This window comes from Rhodococcus sp. LW-XY12 (genome assembly GCF_019317345.1).
Classification (GTDB): Bacteria; Actinomycetota; Actinomycetes; order Mycobacteriales; family Mycobacteriaceae; genus Rhodococcus; species Rhodococcus pyridinivorans.
The window spans coordinates 1,661,059-1,679,933 of record NZ_CP079225.1 but is presented as its reverse complement, the minus strand read 5'-3'; the positions used below and the strand labels follow the sequence as shown (position 1 = coordinate 1,679,933).

17 protein-coding genes and 1 tRNA gene are annotated in these 18,875 nt (G+C 68.9%); 7 read left to right on the top strand and 11 right to left on the bottom strand.

What is annotated here, in order from left to right; translation table 11 throughout:
* Positions 1–286: 286 nt before the first annotated feature.
* The 5 genes from thrB to argS are packed head-to-tail and all read right to left on the bottom strand — an operon-like array spanning position 287 to position 6,737.
* Entirely contained in the window at positions 287–1,216 is a 930-nt protein-coding gene (thrB, locus tag KXC42_RS07855) for a homoserine kinase (RefSeq protein WP_219130139.1), read from the bottom strand.
* 37 nt (positions 1,217–1,253) lie between these two features.
* Positions 1,254–2,345, bottom strand: a complete 1,092-nt coding sequence (gene thrC / locus KXC42_RS07850; protein ID WP_006552580.1) for a threonine synthase — start codon at positions 2,343–2,345, stop codon at positions 1,254–1,256.
* A complete protein-coding gene (locus tag KXC42_RS07845; RefSeq protein ID WP_006552579.1) occupies positions 2,342–3,628 on the bottom strand; it encodes a homoserine dehydrogenase in 1,287 nt (428 codons plus the stop codon). The genes thrC and KXC42_RS07845 overlap by 4 nt, the downstream gene beginning before the upstream one ends.
* Before the next feature lie 38 nt (positions 3,629–3,666).
* Positions 3,667–5,088: a diaminopimelate decarboxylase gene (lysA, locus tag KXC42_RS07840; protein WP_024103697.1), complete on the bottom strand. Its 1,422-nt coding sequence runs from the start codon at positions 5,086–5,088 to the stop codon at positions 3,667–3,669.
* Positions 5,085–6,737: an arginine--tRNA ligase gene (gene argS / locus KXC42_RS07835; RefSeq protein WP_006552577.1), complete on the bottom strand. Its 1,653-nt coding sequence runs from the start codon at positions 6,735–6,737 to the stop codon at positions 5,085–5,087. The genes lysA and argS overlap by 4 nt, the downstream gene beginning before the upstream one ends.
* A gap of 155 nt (positions 6,738–6,892) precedes the next feature.
* Between argS and KXC42_RS07830 the strand changes: the two genes are divergently transcribed.
* From KXC42_RS07830 to KXC42_RS07820, 3 genes are all read left to right on the top strand, one after another.
* On the top strand, positions 6,893–7,714 hold the full coding sequence (locus KXC42_RS07830) for a DUF3105 domain-containing protein (protein ID WP_219130138.1): 822 nt from the start codon (positions 6,893–6,895) through the stop codon (positions 7,712–7,714).
* A gap of 2 nt (positions 7,715–7,716) precedes the next feature.
* A complete protein-coding gene (locus KXC42_RS07825) occupies positions 7,717–8,430 on the top strand; it encodes a DUF305 domain-containing protein (protein WP_006552575.1) in 714 nt (237 codons plus the stop codon).
* Positions 8,431–8,550: 120 nt separating this feature from the next.
* A tRNA-Arg gene (locus tag KXC42_RS07820) sits at positions 8,551–8,626 on the top strand.
* 68 nt (positions 8,627–8,694) lie between these two features.
* Here the strand turns inward: KXC42_RS07820 and KXC42_RS07815 are convergent.
* From KXC42_RS07815 to KXC42_RS07790, 6 genes are all read right to left on the bottom strand, one after another.
* Complete coding sequence (locus tag KXC42_RS07815; RefSeq protein ID WP_006552574.1) at positions 8,695–9,057, bottom strand: nuclear transport factor 2 family protein; 363 nt, start codon at positions 9,055–9,057, stop codon at positions 8,695–8,697.
* The gene (locus tag KXC42_RS07810) at positions 9,054–10,052 is read right to left on the bottom strand and encodes an MBL fold metallo-hydrolase (protein WP_024103693.1); all 999 of its coding nucleotides are present in this window, start codon (positions 10,050–10,052) and stop codon (positions 9,054–9,056) included. The genes KXC42_RS07815 and KXC42_RS07810 overlap by 4 nt, the downstream gene beginning before the upstream one ends.
* A 52-nt stretch (positions 10,053–10,104) precedes the next feature.
* Positions 10,105–11,232: a 3'(2'),5'-bisphosphate nucleotidase CysQ gene (locus KXC42_RS07805; RefSeq protein WP_219130137.1), complete on the bottom strand. Its 1,128-nt coding sequence runs from the start codon at positions 11,230–11,232 to the stop codon at positions 10,105–10,107.
* Entirely contained in the window at positions 11,229–13,064 is a 1,836-nt protein-coding gene (gene cysC / locus KXC42_RS07800; RefSeq protein ID WP_039587743.1) for an adenylyl-sulfate kinase, read from the bottom strand. The genes KXC42_RS07805 and cysC overlap by 4 nt, the downstream gene beginning before the upstream one ends.
* Positions 13,064–13,996 (bottom strand): sulfate adenylyltransferase subunit CysD, encoded by a 933-nt coding sequence (gene cysD, locus KXC42_RS07795; RefSeq protein ID WP_219130136.1) that lies wholly within the window; start codon positions 13,994–13,996, stop codon positions 13,064–13,066. Before cysD ends, cysC begins: the two co-directional genes overlap by 1 nt.
* A gap of 115 nt (positions 13,997–14,111) precedes the next feature.
* Positions 14,112–15,053 (bottom strand): IclR family transcriptional regulator, encoded by a 942-nt coding sequence (locus tag KXC42_RS07790; protein ID WP_219130135.1) that lies wholly within the window; start codon positions 15,051–15,053, stop codon positions 14,112–14,114.
* Between the two features lie 82 nt (positions 15,054–15,135).
* On the opposite strand from KXC42_RS07790, the gene KXC42_RS07785 reads away from it, so the two are divergent.
* The 4 genes from KXC42_RS07785 (at position 15,136) to KXC42_RS07770 (ending at position 18,851) form a co-directional block, all read left to right on the top strand.
* A complete protein-coding gene (locus KXC42_RS07785) occupies positions 15,136–16,302 on the top strand; it encodes a hypothetical protein (protein ID WP_219130134.1) in 1,167 nt (388 codons plus the stop codon).
* Positions 16,299–17,090 (top strand): SDR family oxidoreductase, encoded by a 792-nt coding sequence (locus KXC42_RS07780; RefSeq protein ID WP_219130133.1) that lies wholly within the window; start codon positions 16,299–16,301, stop codon positions 17,088–17,090. Before KXC42_RS07785 ends, KXC42_RS07780 begins: the two co-directional genes overlap by 4 nt.
* A gap of 12 nt (positions 17,091–17,102) precedes the next feature.
* Positions 17,103–18,251, top strand: a complete 1,149-nt coding sequence (locus KXC42_RS07775; protein ID WP_019288956.1) for a sulfotransferase — start codon at positions 17,103–17,105, stop codon at positions 18,249–18,251.
* A gap of 72 nt (positions 18,252–18,323) precedes the next feature.
* On the top strand, positions 18,324–18,851 hold the full coding sequence (locus KXC42_RS07770) for a MarR family winged helix-turn-helix transcriptional regulator (RefSeq protein WP_006552564.1): 528 nt from the start codon (positions 18,324–18,326) through the stop codon (positions 18,849–18,851).
* Positions 18,852–18,875 lie beyond the last annotated feature (24 nt).

Genomic DNA, 18,875 nt, shown 5'->3' with positions numbered 1-18,875 from the left:
ACGGTCGGCACGTCCGCCACCACACCGAAATCCGGTAGGTGCGGTCTGTCCCCCTCCCGGATCCGGGAGCAGGTGAGGATCGATCCAGGCTCGACGCCCCGATGGAGCTGGAGTGATTGCCCTGGAGAATCCGGCGACTGATACGCACGACGTGCGGACACCCCACAGAATAGCGACGATCTGTACGTAGAGCAAGAATCGCCGTGCCGGATGGGACGTGTGTGTTGCACCACCCGTCGACCCCCATCCGGCACCATCCGTCGGTTCCCCAGCACCGCGCGTCGACTCAGTCGACCTGGACGCCCTCGGCGATCTCGAGGTCGAGCACCGTCAGTTCGTCGGCCTCGGCGGCGGCCCGCAGCTCGTCGGGCAACGCGGAGGTCGTGAGCGCGAGCACCGTCGGCCCGGCACCCGAGACGACGGCGGGGATGCCCGCCTCGCGCAGTGCGGCCACCCATTTGGTGGTGAGCGGCAGTGCGGGTGCCCGCTGGGCCTGGTGGAGCAGATCCTGCGTCGCCGGCATCAGCAGCTCGGGTCGCTCGGTGAGCGCGACCACCGCGAGAGCCGCCCGACTGACGTTGAACGCCGCGTCCCGGTGCGGGACGAGTTCGGGCAGCAGGCCCCGGGTGTGGGCCGTGGACGAACGGACCGACGGGACGAAGGCGTATGCCTTGATGTCCGGGTGCACACGCAGGTTCACCGCGCGGTAGGTCCGCTGTTCGGAGTCGACTTCGACCTCGGTCCACGACACCACTGCCCCACCGAGGACGCTCGCGGAGGCGTTATCGGGATGGCCCTCGAACTCGGAGGCGAGCTGCACGAGCTGCTCGTCGTCGAGGACGCGCTCGGGAGCGATCTTGCGGACGAGCCCGTTGGCCGCTGCCAGCCCTCCCACCGCCGCCGAGGCGGAGGATCCCAGGCCACGCGAGTGCGGGATGACGTTGTGGCACACGACGTCCAGTCCGTCCGCCCACACACCGGCGGCCTCGAGTCCCCGCTCGACGGCACGGACCACGAGATGGGAGGGTCCCCACGGAACCTCCTGGGCGCCTTCCCCCTCCACCTTCACGTCGAGCCCGGAAGCCGTTGTCGTGACGGTGATCTCGTCGTACAGACCGAGGGCGAGACCCAGACAATCGAAGCCGGGACCGAGATTCGCGCTCGAAGCGGGAACCCGTGCCGTCACCGAAAGCCCCACGGGCAACGTCTGCGTCATGTCCTGATTCCCAACGGAGGAAGGCGTGGCGGTCAACTCAGGCCAACTCGAGCGCGGAGGCGACCGCGACCGGGTCGACCGGGATGGGCTCGACCACGGGCACGTCGCGCAGGGCCGTATCGGGGTCCTTGAGACCGTTGCCGGTCACGGTGCACACGACCTTCAGGCCCCGCTCGAGCCAGCCTTCCTTGCTCGCGGCGAGCAGACCTGCGATGGAGGCGGCCGAGGCCGGCTCGACGAAGATCGACTCGGACTTCGCGAGCAGCCGGTACGCCTCGAGGATCTCCTCGTCGGTCGCCGCACGGAATGCGCCGTTCGACTCCTCCTTGGCGGCCACCGCGCCGTTCCACGATGCGGGAGCGCCGATGCGGATGGCGGTCGCGATGGTCTCGGGATCCTTCACCGGATGGCCGAGGACGAGCGGCGCGGCACCAGCGGCCTGGACGCCGAGCATGCGCGGGCGGCGCGTGCTGAGGCCGTCGGCGGCGTACTCGCTGTAGCCCTTCCAGTAGGCGGTGATGTTGCCGGCATTGCCGACGGGCAGCACATGCACGTCGGGGGCGTCGCCGAGCGCGTCGACGATCTCGAAGGCGGCAGTCTTCTGGCCCTCGATACGCACCGGGTTCACGGAGTTGACCAGACCGATGGTGGAGAACTCCGCGGTGGTCTTGCGTGCCAGTTCCAGACAGTCGTCGAAGTTGCCCTCGACCTGCACGATCTTCGCGCCGTGCATGACGGCCTGGGCGAGCTTGCCCATCGCGATCTTGCCCTGCGGGACGAGAACCGCGCAGCCGATGCCGGCGCGCGCGGCGTAGGCGGCGGCCGAGGCCGAGGTGTTGCCGGTGGACGCGCACAGCACCGCCTGCTTGCCGGTCGCGAGGGCCTCGGTGACCGCCATGGTCATACCGCGGTCCTTGAACGAGCCGGTGGGGTTGAGACCCTCGACCTTGACATGCACCTCGCAGCCGGTGATCTCCGACAGGCGCGGAGCCGGGAGCAGCGGCGTGCCACCCTCGCGCAGCGTGACCGTCTTCCAGTCGTCACCGATCGGCAGGCGCGAACGGTACGCCTCGATTAGGCCCGGCCACGGCGTGTGTACGGGGGTGGTGTTCTTCTCGGCCGCGCTCATTCGGCGGATCCCTCCAGTCTCAGGACGCTGGTCACAGCGATCACGGATTCGAGTTTGTCGAGCGCTGCGACGGTATCCGCCAGCGCACGGTCGGTGGCTTGATGGGTGAGTACCACCAGACGGGCAGCGTCGCCCGCGCCTTCCTGGCGGACCGCTGCGATGCTCACGCCCCGCGTGGCGAACTCGGCGGCGACCGCGGAGAGCACGCCGGCGCGGTCGGCGACCTTCAGATTGACGTAGTAGCGGGTGAGGATGTCACTCATGGGCGCGATTTCCAGCTGCGCGTACTTCGATTCACGCGGACCACGACCGCCCTGCACCCGATTGCGGGCGGCCATCACGAGATCGCCCATCACGGCGGAGGCGGTGGGGGCGCCACCGGCACCCTGGCCGTAGAACATGAGCCGACCCGAGGACTCCGCTTCGACGACGACGGCGTTGAACGCACCGTTGACCGAGGCCAGCGGGTGCTCGCGGGGCACGAGGGCCGGGTAGACCCGGGCGGACACGCGGTCCTTGCCGTCGACGGACGGGACGCGCTCGCACAGCGCGAGCAGCTTGATCGTGCAGTTGAGCGCGCGCGCCGAGGTGAGGTCGGCGGCGGTGATCGAGGAGATGCCCTCGCGGTAGACGTCGGCGGCCGTCACGCGGGTGTGGAAGGCGATCGACGCGAGGATCGCCGCCTTCGAGGCGGCGTCGAAGCCTTCGACGTCGGCGGTGGGATCGGCCTCGGCGTATCCGAGGCGGCCCGCCTCGGCGAGCGTCTCGCCGTAGTCGGCGCCCGTCTCGTCCATGGCCGAGAGGATGTAGTTCGTGGTGCCGTTGACGATGCCGACGACCCGGTTGACCTTGTCGCCCGCGAGCGACTGGGTAAGCGGGCGGATCACCGGGATCGCGCCGGCCACGGACGCCTCGAAGTACAGGTCGACGTTGCGGGCCTCGGCCACCTCGGCCAGTTCGCCGGTGTAGGCGGCGAGCAGTGCCTTGTTGGCGGTGACGACGGACTTGCCGGCGTCGAGCGCCGTGCGCACGAGCTTGCGGGGCAGTTCGATGCCACCGATGAGCTCGACGACGATGTCGACGTCGTCGCGGCGGATCAGCGCCTCGGCGTTCGTCGTGACCAGTTCCGCGGGAAGACCCCGGTCGCGGGCGGCGTCGCGCACGGCGACGCCCCTCAGCTCGAGGGGGGCACCGATGCGCGCCTCGAGATCCGCGGCGTCCTCGCGGATGATCCGCGCGACCTCGGCACCGACGGTGCCATGTCCGAGAACCGCCACACCCACCGGACGCCGGCCCGAAGCATCGGTCGCCGTTACACTGGTCACTCCGAAACCTCCAAGTTGAGCAGATCTTCGAGGGTCTCGCGGCGCAGCAGAACGCGCGAGACGCCGTCCTTGACCGCCACGACGGCGGGGCGAGGAAGCAGGTTGTACCTGCTCGACATCGAGTAGCAGTATGCACCCGTCGCCGCGACCGCCAGTAAATCACCGGCTGCGACGTCTGCGGGCATCCAAGCGTCGCGGATGACGATGTCGCCGCTCTCGCAGTGCTTGCCGACGACGCGCGAGACCACCGGCTCGGCGTCGCTCACGCGGGAGACGAGGCGCGACTCGTACTCCGCCTGGTACAGCGATGTGCGGATGTTGTCGCTCATGCCGCCGTCGACGCTGATGTAGCGGCGGACGTGCCCGGAACCGACCTCGACGTCCTTGAGGGTTCCCACCTCGTAGAGCGTCACTGTGCCCGGTCCGGCGATGGCGCGGCCCGGTTCGACCGCGAGGGTCGGGGCCGGCAGCCCGGCGAGCGCGGACTCGGTGCGGACGATGTCGCCCAGCTTCGCCGCGAGGTCGGCGACCGGCGGCGGGTCGTCGCTCGGCACGTACGAGATGCCCAGACCACCGCCGAGATCGACGATGTTCATCTGCGAGGTCTTGTCGACACCGAACTCGGCGACGATGTCGCGCAGCAGGCCGATGACGCGGTGGGCGGCCAGTTCGAAACCGTCGACATCGAAGATCTGCGAGCCGATGTGGCTGTGCAGGCCGACGAGGCGGAGATTGTCGGCCGCGAAGACGCGGCGCACGGCCTGCATGGCGTTGCCACCGGCGAGCGAGAGCCCGAACTTCTGGTCCTCGTGCGCGGTGGAGATGAACTCGTGGGTGTGGGCCTCGACGCCCACGGTCACGCGGATGAGCACGTCCTGGACGACACCGGCCTCACCGGCGACCGCGTCGAGCCGGTCGATTTCGGCGAGCGAGTCGAGCACGATGTGCCCGACCCCGGCGGTCACGGCGGCCTGCAGTTCGCGGACGGACTTGTTGTTGCCGTGCATCGCGATCTTCCCGGCGGGGAATCCGGCGTGCAGGGCCACGGCGAGCTCACCGCCGGACGCGACGTCGAGCGAGAGCCCTTCCTGATGAACCCACCGTGCGATCTCGCTGCACAGGAACGCCTTCGACGCGTAGTGCACCTTCGCCGACGGGCCGAAGGCCTCGGCGATCTCCCGGCAGCGGGAGCGGAAGTCGTCTTCGTCGACGACGAACAGCGGGGTGCCGTACTTCTCGGCGAGCTCGGTCACCGGGATACCGGCGATGCGCATGACGCCGTCCTCGCCGCGCGCGGCATTGCGGGGCCACACGTGCGGGGCCAGCGCGTTGAGCGCCGCGGTGTCGGCCGGGCGCTCGGGCAGGTTGGGGGCGTGCGGGATCTGGGCGTGACGCGGTCCCGCGGGGTGCGCGTTCACATCCGCTCCGGGGCGGTGACGCCGAGCAGGCCGAGGCCGTTGGCGAGGACCTGGCGTGCGGCCGCGCACAACGCGAGTCGCGCGGTGTGCAGCGGTCCGGCCTCCTCGTCGCCCTGCGGCAGGATCCGGCAGGCGTCGTAGAAGCGGTGGTAGGTGCCCGCGAGTTCCTCGAGATAGCGGGCGACGCGGTGCGGTTCGCGCAGTTCGGCCGCCTTTGCCAGCACCCGGGGGTACTCGCCGAGGGTGCGGATGAGGTCGCCCTCGCGCTCGTGGGTGAGTAGCGAGAAGTCGGCGCCCTCGGCGGTCAGGCCGAGATCGGCGGCGTTGCGCGCGATCGACGACAGTCGTGCGTGGGCGTACTGGACGTAGTAGACCGGGTTCTCGTTCGTGGTGCTCGCCCACAGCTCGAGGTCGATGTCGATGCTCTGGTCCACCGAGGAACGCACGAGCGAGTAGCGGGCGGCGTCGACGCCGATCGCCTCGACGAGGTCGTCGAGGGTGATCACGGTGCCGGCCCGCTTGCTCATCCTCACGGCCTCGCCGCCACGGACGAGGTTGACCATCTGGCCGATCATCACCTCGACGGTGTCGGGGTCGTCGCCGAACGCCGCCGCGGCGGCCTTCAGACGCGCGATGTAGCCGTGGTGGTCGGCACCGAGCATGTAGATGCACAGGTCGAAGCCGCGCGAGCGCTTGTCCTGGAAGTAGGCGATGTCGCCGGCGATGTAGGCGGCGTTGCCGTCGGACTTGATGACGACACGGTCCTTGTCGTCGCCGTAATCGGTGCTCTTGAGCCACCACGCGCCGTCGTCGAAGTACAGATTGCCCGACGCCTTCAGGGTCTCGACGGCCTTCTCGACGGCTCCGCTCTCGAAGAGGGAGTTCTCGTGGAAGTACACGTCGAAGTCGACGCCGAACTCGTGGAGGGTGCGCTTGATGTGCGCGAACATCAGGTCCACGCCGATCGAGCGGAACGTCTCGTGCCGCTCGTCCTCGGGGAGCTCGAGGGCGTCGGGGCGCTGCTCGAGCACGGAGGAGGCGATGTCGACGATGTACGCGCCGGCGTAGCCGTCCTCGGGGGCGGGCTGTCCGAGTGCGGAGGCGATGAGCGACCGGGTGAAGCGGTCGATCTGCGCGCCGTGGTCGTTGAAGTAGTACTCGCGGGTGACCTCGCCACCCTGGGCGGTGAGGATGCGTCCGAGCGCGTCGCCGACCGCGGCCCAGCGGGTGCCACCGAGGTGGATCGGGCCGGTGGGGTTGGCGGAGACGAACTCGAGATTGATCCTCGTGTTCGCGAGGTCGCTGCCGGTGCCGTAGGCGGCGCCCTCGGCGAGCACCTTCGCCACGATCGCTCCCTGGGCGTCGGCGGCGAGCCGGATGTTGAGGAAGCCGGGGCCCGCGACCTCGGCGGAGTCGATGCCGTCGGCGGCGGTCAAGGCTTCGGCGAGCCAGGTGGCGAGTTCGCGGGGATTGACGCCGACCTTCTTCGCAACCTGCATCGCGACGTTGGTCGCGTAGTCGCCGTGCTCCGGATTGCGCGGGCGCTCGACGGTGAGGGTCTCGGGAAGAACGGACGCGTCGAGACCACGGTCGGTGAGGACACCGGCGGCGGTTCCGCGGAGCAGCTGAGCAAGGTCGGAGGGAGTCACAGGTGTCCATCCTATTGGCTGGTCGATCGCGGCGCCGACGCTCCCCCTACCGGCAGGTCGGGGCACCGCGCGAGAGCACGCCCGTAGAGTTGTGGGTGTTTGTGCGCCCGATGGGCGCGCGTCCGCCTGTCCACCCGTCGAAAGAGCACACAGCGATGCCCAGCGGTTCGGTTAGTGGCGGCTCCGGTAACAAGAAGACCGGAGCCAAGTCGTCGAAGGCCATTCAGGCCGCCAAGAAGAAGAGCGGCGGCGCTCCCGGGGTCTCCGCGCAGCGCCAGATCCCGTGGTTGACGATCGGCGGCGTGGCCCTGGTCGTCGTGCTGGTCGCCGTGATCGCTGTGAGCCTCATCCCGAAGTATCAGAACCAGCAGGAGATGTCGGCATGGACGCCGTCGGAGTCCAACCAGGACCCGTCGGACGACATCGAGGGCGTGCTGAAGATGGAGTACCCGGCCGGTGTGCACGTCGCGCCGGGCCAGCGCGTCGCGTACGACCAGTCGCCGCCGTTCGGTGGCCCTCACGACTCCGTCTGGGCGACCTGCACCGGAACGGTCTACGAGCAGCCTGTGCGGAACGAGAACATGGTGCATTCGCTCGAGCACGGCGCCGTGTGGGTGGCATACAACCCCGATCTGCTCGACGACGCCGCGGTCGACACGCTCCGCGCGAAGGTCGACGGCCGCACCTACATGATGATGTCACCGTATCCGGGACTCGAGGCTCCCGTCTCACTGCAGTCGTGGGGTCACCGGCTCGAGGTCGACAGCGTCGACGACGAGCGCATCGACCAGTTCATCAGCGCGCTGCGCCTGAACCAGTACACCTACCCCGAGGTGGGTGCGAGCTGCTCGACGATCCCCGGTTCGTTCGATCCGGCGAACCCGCCGGCCTTCGACGCCTCCGAGCCCAGCCCCGACGCGGTGCCGATGAACGCGGAGACCGCGGGCGACATGCAGCAAGCACCGGCCGGGAGCTGACGATGAGCGAGACCTCCTCGGACATCTCCACCCCCGAGCGTGGTGGGCACAACCGGCTGCTGCTGGTGCTGCTCACCGTCGCTGCGGTCACCGTCGGTTTCCTCGCGGGGTTCCTGTCCCGGATCCCCTTCGAGGACTCCGCGCAGGCGGCGCCGGAGGCCGGCTCGGTGGACGTCGGATTCGCGCAGGACATGATCGTGCACCACGACCAGGGCGTCGAGATGGCCGCCGTGGTGGTCTCCAACTCGGAGGACGATCGGATCCGCAACATCGCGTACGACATCCTCACCACCCAGCAGAACCAGATCGGTCAGATGCAGGGCTGGTTGTCACTGTGGGGACAGCCGGCGCTGCCGACGGGCGAGTACATGGAGTGGATGACCGAGACGGAGACGGGTCACGGACACGGTGATCACGGTGCGACCGCCGAGTCCGAGGACTCGGACGGCTCGCACCTGATGCCGGGGATGGCGACCTCCGAGGATCTCGCGAATCTCCGGGCCGCTCGCGGTCCCGAACTGGACGTGCTCTTCCTTCAGCTGATGCTGCGCCACCACGAGGGTGGTCTGCCGATGATGGAGTACGGCGAGCAGTACGCGAGCACCTCGGCAGTGCGCAATCTGGCGGGCACGATGGTCGCGACGCAGCAGGGTGAGTCGGACCTGATGAGGTCGCTACTCGCCGAGCGCGGCGCCGAACCGCTGCCCCTCAACTGAGTCTTCGCGCGGGCGAACCGCAACTTCGGGCCGAAAACCGGCTCTGACCTGGCGATGTGGAGTTGAGCGTTCGATGCGCTAGGCTAACTCCCGCACCTCCGGTCATCCGGTGGTCCGGATGCCCTCGTAGCTCAGGGGATAGAGCGCTTGCCTCCGGAGCAAGAAGTCGCAGGTTCGAATCCTGCCGAGGGCACCACGAAGGCTCCGCTTCTCATGAAGCGGGGCCTTCAGGTGTTCCAGGGCCTTCGGTGTCCCAGAGGCCGGTCAGTTTCCGGTGGTGAAGGGTGTGGGATCGAAGTAGTCGCGGCAGGCCGCGATCTTACCGTCGACGATCTCGAAGACGCCTGTGACGGGCAGCTCGATCGTCCGGCCGTTCATCGTGAACACATCGGTGCGTTCGTTGAGCACGACGTTGCCGGAGACCGCCTGGTGGTGGATGCGGTAGTCGATGGCCCCGAAGGACGTCACGAAGCCCACGATGTACTTCTCGATCGCCGCGCGGCCGCGGATCGGTTCCATCGGGATGTTGTGGAAGACCGCATCCTCGGCGAAGAAGGCCGCGAGCTCGGCAGGATCGGGATCGGCCCAGCGACGGCAGAACTCGGTGACCAGCTCGTCGGGACTCATCGGGTCTGCACGCGCGCGAAGCGGGCGGGTTCCGTACCGGGCACGCGACGGACCCGTCCCCGCTCGATGAGCTGCCGGACGTGCGCCGAGCCCTCTGCGAGCGCCATCCGCTTGCCGTGCAAGGGAGTCTCGTCCCACGGCCGGTACCAGCGCATGCGGGCGGTGGCCTCCCACAGCGTGAGTTCCTCGTCGCCGAACGCGTCGTAGAGATCGTCGAGGCGCTGGTCGTGATGGGCGATCAATTCGCCGACGCGGTGCGGCAGGTCGTCGATCTGCTGCCGGTGCGCGGGCAGTGCGCGTCGCACGGGCAGGCCGGCGACCGCGCGCAGCGAGTCGAGGTACTCCCCCAGCGCGTCGCGTTGCGGCAGAGGGAAATCGAACTCGCCGACGTGCGGGGTCGTGGTCGCGAGGACGTGGTCGCCGCTGAACAGCACGCCGTGTTCCTCGAGCAGGAAACACGCGTGGCCGGCGGTGTGGCCGGGGGTCAGCACGGTGCGCAGGGATCGTCCCGTCAGCGGGATCGTCTCGTCGGCACCGAGTTTGCGGTCGGGCAGCGCGTCGGGACGGCCGACCGCCGGTACGAGGGTGGCGAGCGACTCCTCGATCGCGTCCTCGGGTGCCCCTGCGCGGCGCAGCAGTTCGGCTTCCTGGGGACGGCGGTCGTCGTCGGAGAGCATGACCTCGAGGTGGGCGAAGTCGGCCTCGTTCATCGCGACCCAGCACCCGGAGGCCTCCCGGATGCGTCCGGTGAGCCCGACGTGGTCGGGGTGGAAGTGGGTGACCACCACGCCCTCGACGTCGGTGACCGACAGGCCCGCCGTGGCCAGGCCGTCCTGCAGCGCCGCCCACGACCGGTCGTCGTTCCAGCCGACGTCGACGAGGACGACGCCGCGCGGGGATTCCATCACGTAGACCTGGGTGTCGCCGACGGGCAGGTCCGCCACCGGGACGGGAACGACGTGGATGCCGTCCCCGATATCACGCGCTTCGGCCATGGTGATGCCTCTCGATCATGGTGACTTTCGTTCGAAAGCTACAATAATGAATTCAACTATTACCCTGCGCGGGCTCGATGATCGCCACGATCGACCGGATCTCCCCCGCCGGGATGTCGAAGTGCTCGGTCACCGCGACCGACGTCTCGGCGCCCGGACCTGCTGCGATGTCCAGGACGAACCGCGCGACGACACTGTGGTGCCATTCGCGGAACTGCAGGTCGCGGACGCGGCGGATGGGCCGGTATTCCGGGCCGTTCTCGAGGCGGTCGCGGATCTCGATGCCGCTGTCGCCGGTGCGTTCCCCGTTCTCGACCCGCCAGGCGTTTTCGGCGAGCCGGACGTGGGACGCGTCGTGGCTGACCAGGGATCGGATGTATGCGCGTGCCATCGCGGCGCGGGGGCTGTCGGTCGGCCCGGTGGCGTGCGCGGCCAGCGCGGACATCACCTCCGGTGCCCAGTCTGCGCGGCAGATCACGAGGTCGGGCAGATACGGGTGCGGCCGGTTGTATTCGAGTTCGCTGCCGTCGATCCGCGCGCAGTGCAGACCCGCAGCGCGCGCGACCGCGACCGGCGCCGCCGAATCCCACTCCCACTGACCTCCGGCGTGGATGTAGGCGTCGGCCTCCCCGCGGACCACCGCCATGGCCTTGGCACCGGCCGACCCCATCCGGATCAGATCGGCACCGAGATCGCGGGCCAGATCGAAGACGAAGGCGGGCGGCCTGCTCCCGCTGATGACGATGCGGGGGCGACGGCGGGCCGGCCGCGGCGCCGGGACCGGATCTGCGGTGCTGTGGACGACGCCGATCGCCGGTTGCGCGACCGCGGCGGCGGTGAGCCCTCGTCCTGCCTCCCAGAGCGCGATGTGAACCGCCCAGTCGACATGGTCGGGCATCCCGTACTCCTTCGACCCGTCGAGCGGGTCGATGATCCAGACGCGGTCGGCGCCGACCCGGGCCGGATCGTCCGCGGATTCCTCCGAGAGCACCGCGTCGCCGGGCCGCGCGGTCGCCAGCCGTTCGAGGATGTACGTGTTGGCGGCGTGGTCGCCGCGCCGGCCCAGCTCGCGCCCGGTAAGGGCATCCGATTCGATGGCGCGGACCGTGAGCAGCAGTTCACCTGCGCCGGAAGCCGTCTCGGCCGCGAGCCGAGCGTCGTCGCTGTTGTCGTGCGTCATGGCCTCAACAATTCCACGACGAGGCCCGCCTGCACGGCAGGCGTGCCGTCGTGGGGGCGCACGACCAGCTCGGGATCGGACGGTGGTTCGTAGGGATCATCGACGCCGGTGAAACCGGTGATCTCACCGGCACGTGCCCGCGCGTACATGCCCTTCGGGTCGCGGGCCTCGCAGTCGGCGAGCGGCGTATCGACGAAGACCTCGACGAACCGGATCCCGGACTCCTCGTGCTGCCGGCGGATGCGGTCGCGGTCCTGACGGTAGGGACTGATGAGCGCGCAGATCGCGACGAGTCCGGCGTCGGCCATCAGCTGTGCGACCGCACCGACGCGGCGGACGTTCTCCGCGCGGTCCTCCGGACCGAAGCCGAGGTCGGCGTTGAGGCCGTGCCGGAGGTTGTCGCCGTCGAGGCGGTAGGCGGGGATGCCCTCGGCGAGCAGTCGTCGTTCGAGTTCGACGGCGAGGGTGGACTTGCCGGAGGCGGACAGCCCGGTGAGCCATACCGTCGCCCCGGCCGTCCCCCGTTCGGGCCGTGAGACCGCCGCCGAGTGCCAGACCACCGCCGTGTCAGCGAGTGTCGGGCCGGTGATCGTTCCGGCCGCGACGGTGTTGCCGGTACGTTCGTCGACGAGCACGAAGCTTCCGGTGGTGCGGTTGCGCCGGTAGGGGTCGAACAGCAGCGGCTGTTGCGTCCACAATTGCACGCGGCCGATCTCGTTGAGACCGAGCGTCGTCGCGGCCTCGTCGCGGTGCAGGCTGTTGACGTCGAGGCGGTAGTCCAGCCGCGCGACCCGCGCGGTGGTCGAGCGCGTGGTGTGCAGCAGGGCGTAGCGGGCGTCCGGATCGAGGGCGGAGCGTTCGTCGAACCAGCACACCATGGCGTCGATCTCGTGGCCGACGAGCGGACGATTGTTGGGGCGGCACAGCATGTCGCCGCGTCCGACGTCGAGGTCGTCCTCGAGTTCGACGCACACCGCCGCACCGGCGAAGGCGTGCTCGAGTTCCGTCCCGCCCGGCCCCCACAACGTTCGCACCCGCGTTCCGAAACCGGAAGGGAGAACGACCACCTCATCGCCGGGCGCGAATCCGCCGGCGGCGACCGTCCCGGCGTAGCCGCGGAAGTCGCGGTGCTCACCCTCGCCCGGCCGGATGACGTACTGCACGGGCAGTCGGGCATCGATGAGGTTGGTGTCCGACGCGATGTGGACCTGTTCGAGATGGTGCAGCAGCGAAGTCCCCTCGTACCACGGCATGTTCGCGGTGCGGGAGACGACGTTGTCGCCGTGCAGGGCGGAGACGGGAACGAAGGCGAGGTCGGGCATGTCGAGCTTCGCCGCGAGATTCCGGAACTCGTCGCAGATCTCGTCGAACCGGCTCTGCGACCAGTCCACCAGGTCCATCTTGTTGATGCACAGCACCACGTGCCGCACCCCGAGCAGCGACGCGAGAAAGGCGTGCCGGCGGGTCTGCTCGACGATGCCGTTGCGGGCGTCGACGAGGACGAGTGCCAGGTCTGCGGTGGACGCCCCGGTGACCATGTTGCGCGTGTACTGCTCGTGACCGGGAGTGTCGGCGATGACGAATGTTCTGTGCGCCGTGGCGAAATAGCGATAGGCGACGTCGATCGTGATGCCCTGTTCGCGTTCGGCGCGCAGGCCGTCGGTGAGCAGCGCGAGATCGGCGCGGTCGGCGCCGCGGTCGAGGCTCGTGCGGGTCACCGCCTCGAGTTGGTCCTCGAAGACGGCCTTCGAGTCGAACAGCAATCGGCCGATGAGCGTGGACTTGCCGTCGTCGACGCTGCCGGCGGTGGCGATGCGCAGCAGGGGGGACATCAGAAATAGCCTTCCCTCTTGCGGTCTTCCATTCCGGCGTCGGAGATCCGGTCGTCCGCCCGCGTGGCGCCGCGTTCGGTGACCCTGCTGGCGGAGACCTCGGTGACCACCTCGTCCGCGGTGGTGGCGGCGGATTCGACGCAGCCGGTGCACGTCGCGTCACCGACGGTGCGGAACCGGACGAGGCTCTCGCGCGGAGTCTCCCCGGGGAGGAGGGTAAGAAAACGGTTGTGCGCGAGCAGCATTCCGTCGCGCTCGATCACCGGTCGCCGGTGGGCGTAGTACAGGGACGGCAGGTCGACGCCCTCGTCGCGGATGTAGCGCCAGATGTCGAGTTCGGTCCAGTTGGACAGCGGGAAGACCCGCATGTGTTCGCCGCGGCGGTGCCGGCCGTTGTACAGCTGCCACAGTTCGGGTCGCTGCGCCTTCGGGTCCCACTGCCCGAACTCGTCGCGCAGGCTGAAGACGCGTTCCTTCGCGCGGGCCTTCTCCTCGTCGCGACGAGCACCCCCGAAGACGGCGTCGAATCCCCCTTCCCGCAACGCGCGCAGGAGGGTTCCGGTCTGCAGCCGGTTGCGGGTCGCGTGCGGTTTGTCGTCCTCGACGGCACGCCCGGCATCGATGTCGTCCTGCACCGAGGCGACGATCGACCGGATCCCCAGGCGCTCGACGGTGCGGTCGCGGAAGTCGATCACCTCGTCGAAGTTGTGCCCGGTGTCGATGTGCAGGACGGGGAACGGCAGCGGCGCCGGCCAGAACGCCTTGGCCGCGAGGTGGAGCATCACCGCGGAGTCCTTACCACCCGAGAACAGCAGGACGGGACGGGAGAAGGTCGCGGCGACCTCGCGGAAGATGTGCACGGACTCGGCTTCGAGCGCACCGAGCAGCGAAAGTTCGTAGGTCGGTGGTCGTTGCGGTGGCACCGTGGTCACTCGCGCCCCTCTCACCCGGCTCGGTACACATGTGTACCGATGCGGTCGAAGATTACTGCGCAACAGTAGAACGAGTTTCAATTCCAGGTCAACGGGTGGTCTCCGCAGCCCTCCGTCAGCGCGGTGGCCGGTGTCCGCCGAGATCTGCGGTGATCGCATCCGCGACCGCCACGAGTGCCGCGCCGTACCGTTCGATCCCGGCGGCGTCCACTTCCCGCTCGAGGTGCAGCGTGAGCACGAGCGACTGGTGGCCGTCGGGATCGTAGGCCGGGGCGGCCACGAGGTTGACCGCCCGCTTCTCCCCCGCGGCGAAGGCGTCGGGCAGCAGCACGCGCTCACCGGGGCTGGCCACGAGTTCCGCCAGCATCTCCCTCATCTCGGGCGCGAGGTCGTGCGAGACCACTCCCGCCATGAGCGCGTACAGGCGACGGCCGCCGGGAGTGAGGGACTCCGTCAGATAACCTGTCCGGCGACATTCGGTGACGATCCGCCACAGCTCGTCGCGGTCGACGGTCACGGGCAGGGTCGGCTCTCGCCGCAGCCACTGTTCGATGCGCTCGTCGGTGTCCCACAGCACGTACATCAGCCCCACCGGGGGCGCGAAGGGGTACACCTCCCCCACGCGTGCCGCCGCGGCCGTGCCGTGGCCACCGATGACGTCGAGCACCGCGATCCGGTCGCCGACGACCGCCGACGCAGAGCACATCACGGCGAACTCCTCGGAGAGGGCGGCGAGATGCCGGTGGGCGACCGGCCCGGACGCGAAGCCGCGCTGGGCTGCGCGTCCCGCGACGATCAGCGCCGGCCCGAGACCGTAGGTCTTGTCGACGGGGTCGCGGATCAGATAACCCGCGTCGGCGAGCACGGTGAGGATGCCCAAGCAGGTGGGCTTGCTCAGATCGAGTTCGCGCGCCAGTTCCGACAGTCCGAACCGGACGCCGGGTCGCGCGACGAGGTGGTCGAGGACCTGCACGACGCGTTCCGTGGGCGGCGACCCGCGGGCGGCTCCCGCCCCGGCGGTCGGCTTCCCGAGTGTCTCGGTCTCGCGACGAGCCATTGACCCTCCCTGGAACACGTTCTACTCTCGGCGCAACGGAAGACTACCGCAGCGGTACATATTTGGACCACAGGAGATCGTAGTGCTCACCGATCCGCTCACCGCGGCGATAGCCGAGGCCGAGAAGCTCGTCGCCACAGCCCCGCACATCCGCACCGAACAGGACCTCGTCGAGGGATACGGATATCTGGCGGGCGGGATCTCGGCGTGCGTCCACGCCACCTTCGCGTACAGCCGATCCCATCCGGTCTTCGTCACCGGCACCGGCCCCTACGCGAAGATGGGCCTCGACAATCCCGACACCCTGTACTGGGGCGCATCGATACGCGACGACGCCGAGTACGTCGTCGCCGGGCGCCGCGGCACGACCTGCGATCTCAGTTTCCAGGTGCTGGCCGGCAACTACACCGACGCCGAGGTGCCCGGCAACGTCACGGCCTTCGACGACCGCGCGTTGACCATCGCCGACGACGGCACCTTCCAGGTGCGGTTCGGACCCGGCCCACGAGACCCGGAACGTAACTACTTCCCGCTCGCGCCCGGCTCGTCGCAGCTCGTGGTCCGCGAGGTCTACAGCGACTGGACGCAGCGCCGCGGCATGCTGAGCATCCACCGGCTCGACAGTCTCGGCACCCCGGCACCCGAACCCACCCACCAGGACGCGGTCACCCGTTACGAACGCGCCGGTCGCGCACTGGTCTCGCGGGTGAAGACCTGGCTGCAGTTCCCCGAGTGGTTCTACCTGAAGCTGCCGGTGAACACGGTCACCGAGCCGCGCCGCACCCCAGGTGGTCTCGACACCCAGTACTCGTCCGTCGGGCACTACGAACTCGGCGACGACGAGGCGATGGTCCTGCCCCTCCCGGCGAGCGACGCGCCCTATCTGGGCTTCCAGATCGGCAGCCTCTGGTACATCTCCCTGGACTACATCCACCACCAGACCTCCCTGAACAACAGTCAGGCGCAGGTCGATCCCGACGGGATGGTCCGGATCGTGGTCTCGGCCCGCGATCCGGGGCTGACCAATTGGGTCGAGACCCTCGGCCGCAGCCGCGGGATCCTGCAGTTCCGCTGGCAGCGCCTCGATCGCGAACTCACCGCAGCCGACGGCCCGACCGCCGAGGTGGTGCCGTTCGACCGGCTCTCCGAGGTCCTGCCCTTCCACGATTCGAACCGCATCACTCCCGAGGCCTGGGCGCAGCGCATCGCGGACCGTCAGCGGGGCGTCGCCGATCGGATGCTCGCATGAGCGCGGCAGCGGGACTGCTCCGCGACCGCGTCGTCGTGATCTCCGGTGTCGGCCCGGGACTGGGGCGCACCCTCGCGCTGCGGTGCGCCGAACACGGCGCCGACGTGGTGCTCGCCGCCCGGACCCGGGAGCGGCTCGAGAAGGTTGCAGCGGAAGTCGAGAGCACGGGCCGCCGGGCCCTGGTCGTGCCCACCGACATCACCGACGACGAGTCCGCCGCCGCCCTTGTCGAGTCTGCGGTCTCGGAGATCGGTGGTGTCGACGTGCTCGTCAACAACGCGTTCTCCGTTCCGTCGATGAAACTGTTGGCGCGCACCGACTTCCAGCAGATCCGGGACAGCGTGGAGCTCACCGTCCTCGGCGCGCTGCGGCTCACGCAGTTGTTCACCCCCGCCCTCGCCGAGTCGGCCGGCGCGGTGGTCAACATCAATTCGATGGTGCTGCGGCACTCCCAGGAACGTTACGGCAGTTACAAACTCGCGAAGTCGGCGTTGCTGGCGATGTCGCAGTCCCTGGCGACGGAACTCGGACCGCAGGGAATCCGGGTGAACTCCGTTGCACCGGGGTACATCTGGGGGCCGCTCCTGCAGGGGTACTTCGAACACCAGGCGGGAAAGTACGGCACCACCGTCGAACAGATCTACGAGCACACCGCCGCCGCCTCCGATCTGAAGCGTCTCCCGACCACCGAGGAAATCGCGGATGCGGTGATCTTCCTGGCCTCGCCGATGGCTTCGGCGATCACCGGCCAGTGCCTCGACGTCAACTGCGGCGAATACCACCACTGAACGGGAAAGCACATGAGCGAACGCACCACCGTCGGCAGCGTCGAGGATCTGCACGCTTCCGCGACCCGCCTGACGGGCCTGACCGATCTCGGCGACGACGACTACCGTGACGGGCTCGAGGTCCTGCTCGAGTCGTATGCGCGGGACGAGAAGCTCACCCCGCTCGGCAGCAAGATGTCACGGGTCTTCCTGCGCGGCGCCCTCGTGGCGCGGTTGCTGTCGGAATCTGCCTGGGCTGCCCATCCCGAGCACGCGGACGTCCCGGTCACCCGGCCGATCTTCGTCACCGGCCTGCCCCGTACCGGCACGACGGCACTGCACCGCCTACTCGCCGCGGATCCCGCCCATCAGGGGCTCGAGATGTGGCTGACCGAGATGCCGCAACCGCGACCTCCTCGCGAGACCTGGGCGGAGAATCCCGTCTTCGCCGGGATCGAGGCCGGATTCGCACAGCACCACGTCGAGCATCCCGAATTCATGGGTGTGCACTACATGTCGGCCGCCGAGGTCGAGGAATGCTGGCAGTTGCTGCGCCAGTCGTTCCGCTCGATCTCCTACGAGTGCCTGGCCCACCTGCCCACCTATTCGCAGTGGCTCGCGGAGCAGGACTGGACCGCGGCCTATGCCCGGCACCGGAGGAATCTGCAGCTCATCGGACTGCCGGACGCCGACAAGCGGTGGGTGCTCAAGAATCCCAGTCATCTGTTCGCACTGGACGAACTGCTCACGGTGTATCCGGACGCGCTCGTCGTCGTCACCCATCGAGATCCGCGCACCGTGATCCCGTCGGTGTGCAGCCTCGCGGCGCAGGCCACAGAGGGATGGTCCGACGCGTTCGTCGGTGAGACGATCGGGCGCAGCCAGCTCGACCTCTGGGCACGGGGTTTCGATCATTTCACCGAGGTGCGCCGCCGGCACGATCCCGCCCGTTTCGTCGACGTGGACTACCGGGATTTCGTCGCCGATCCACTCGGCACCGTCGGCGGCCTGTACGACCGGTTCGGTCTGCCGTTCACCGCGGAGGCCGAACGCGCGATGGCCGACCTGCACGAAGAAAGCCGCAGCGGGGCAAGGAAACCCGCGCACCGGTACACGCTCGAGGAGTTCGGGCTGAGTGTGGGCGAGGTCGACGAACGTTTCCGCGACTACGCGTACCGCTGAACCCGGCAGGAAAGGCACCGGAAACCGGTGTGCCCTGGCTACCTGCGCGTTCGTCCGTGGGATGATGGAGGCATGCCCGCACCACTCCCCCTCGACCCCATCGCCGAAGCCCACCGCCAGTGGACCGCCCACGGCTGGGGCGAAGTCGCGGACGGCATGGCCGCGGTCACCTCGGTGATGCGGGCACAGCAGATCATGATGGCGCGGGTCGAGGAGGTGCTCAAGCCCTTCGGCCTGACCTTCGCCCGCTACGAACTGCTCACGCTGCTGCATTTCACCAGGTCGGGAGCATTGCCGATGGCGAAGGCCAGCGCGCGCCTGCAGGTGCACCCCACCAGCGTCACCAATGCCGTCGACCGGCTCGAGAAGGCCGGACTGGTCCGGCGTACCCCGCATCCGAGCGATCGACGGGCCACACTCATCGAACTCACCGACGAGGGACGGGCATTGGCGATCCAGGCGACGGAGAAGCTCAACACGGAGGTCTTCGCCCGGCCCGGCATTCCGGAGGAGCACATCGACACACTGCTGCGCATCATCGCGACGATGCGGCACGACGCCGGCGACTTCGACACCGGCGGTGCGCCTTCCAAGTGGTGAGGCGCGAGAGATTGCCGAGAAACG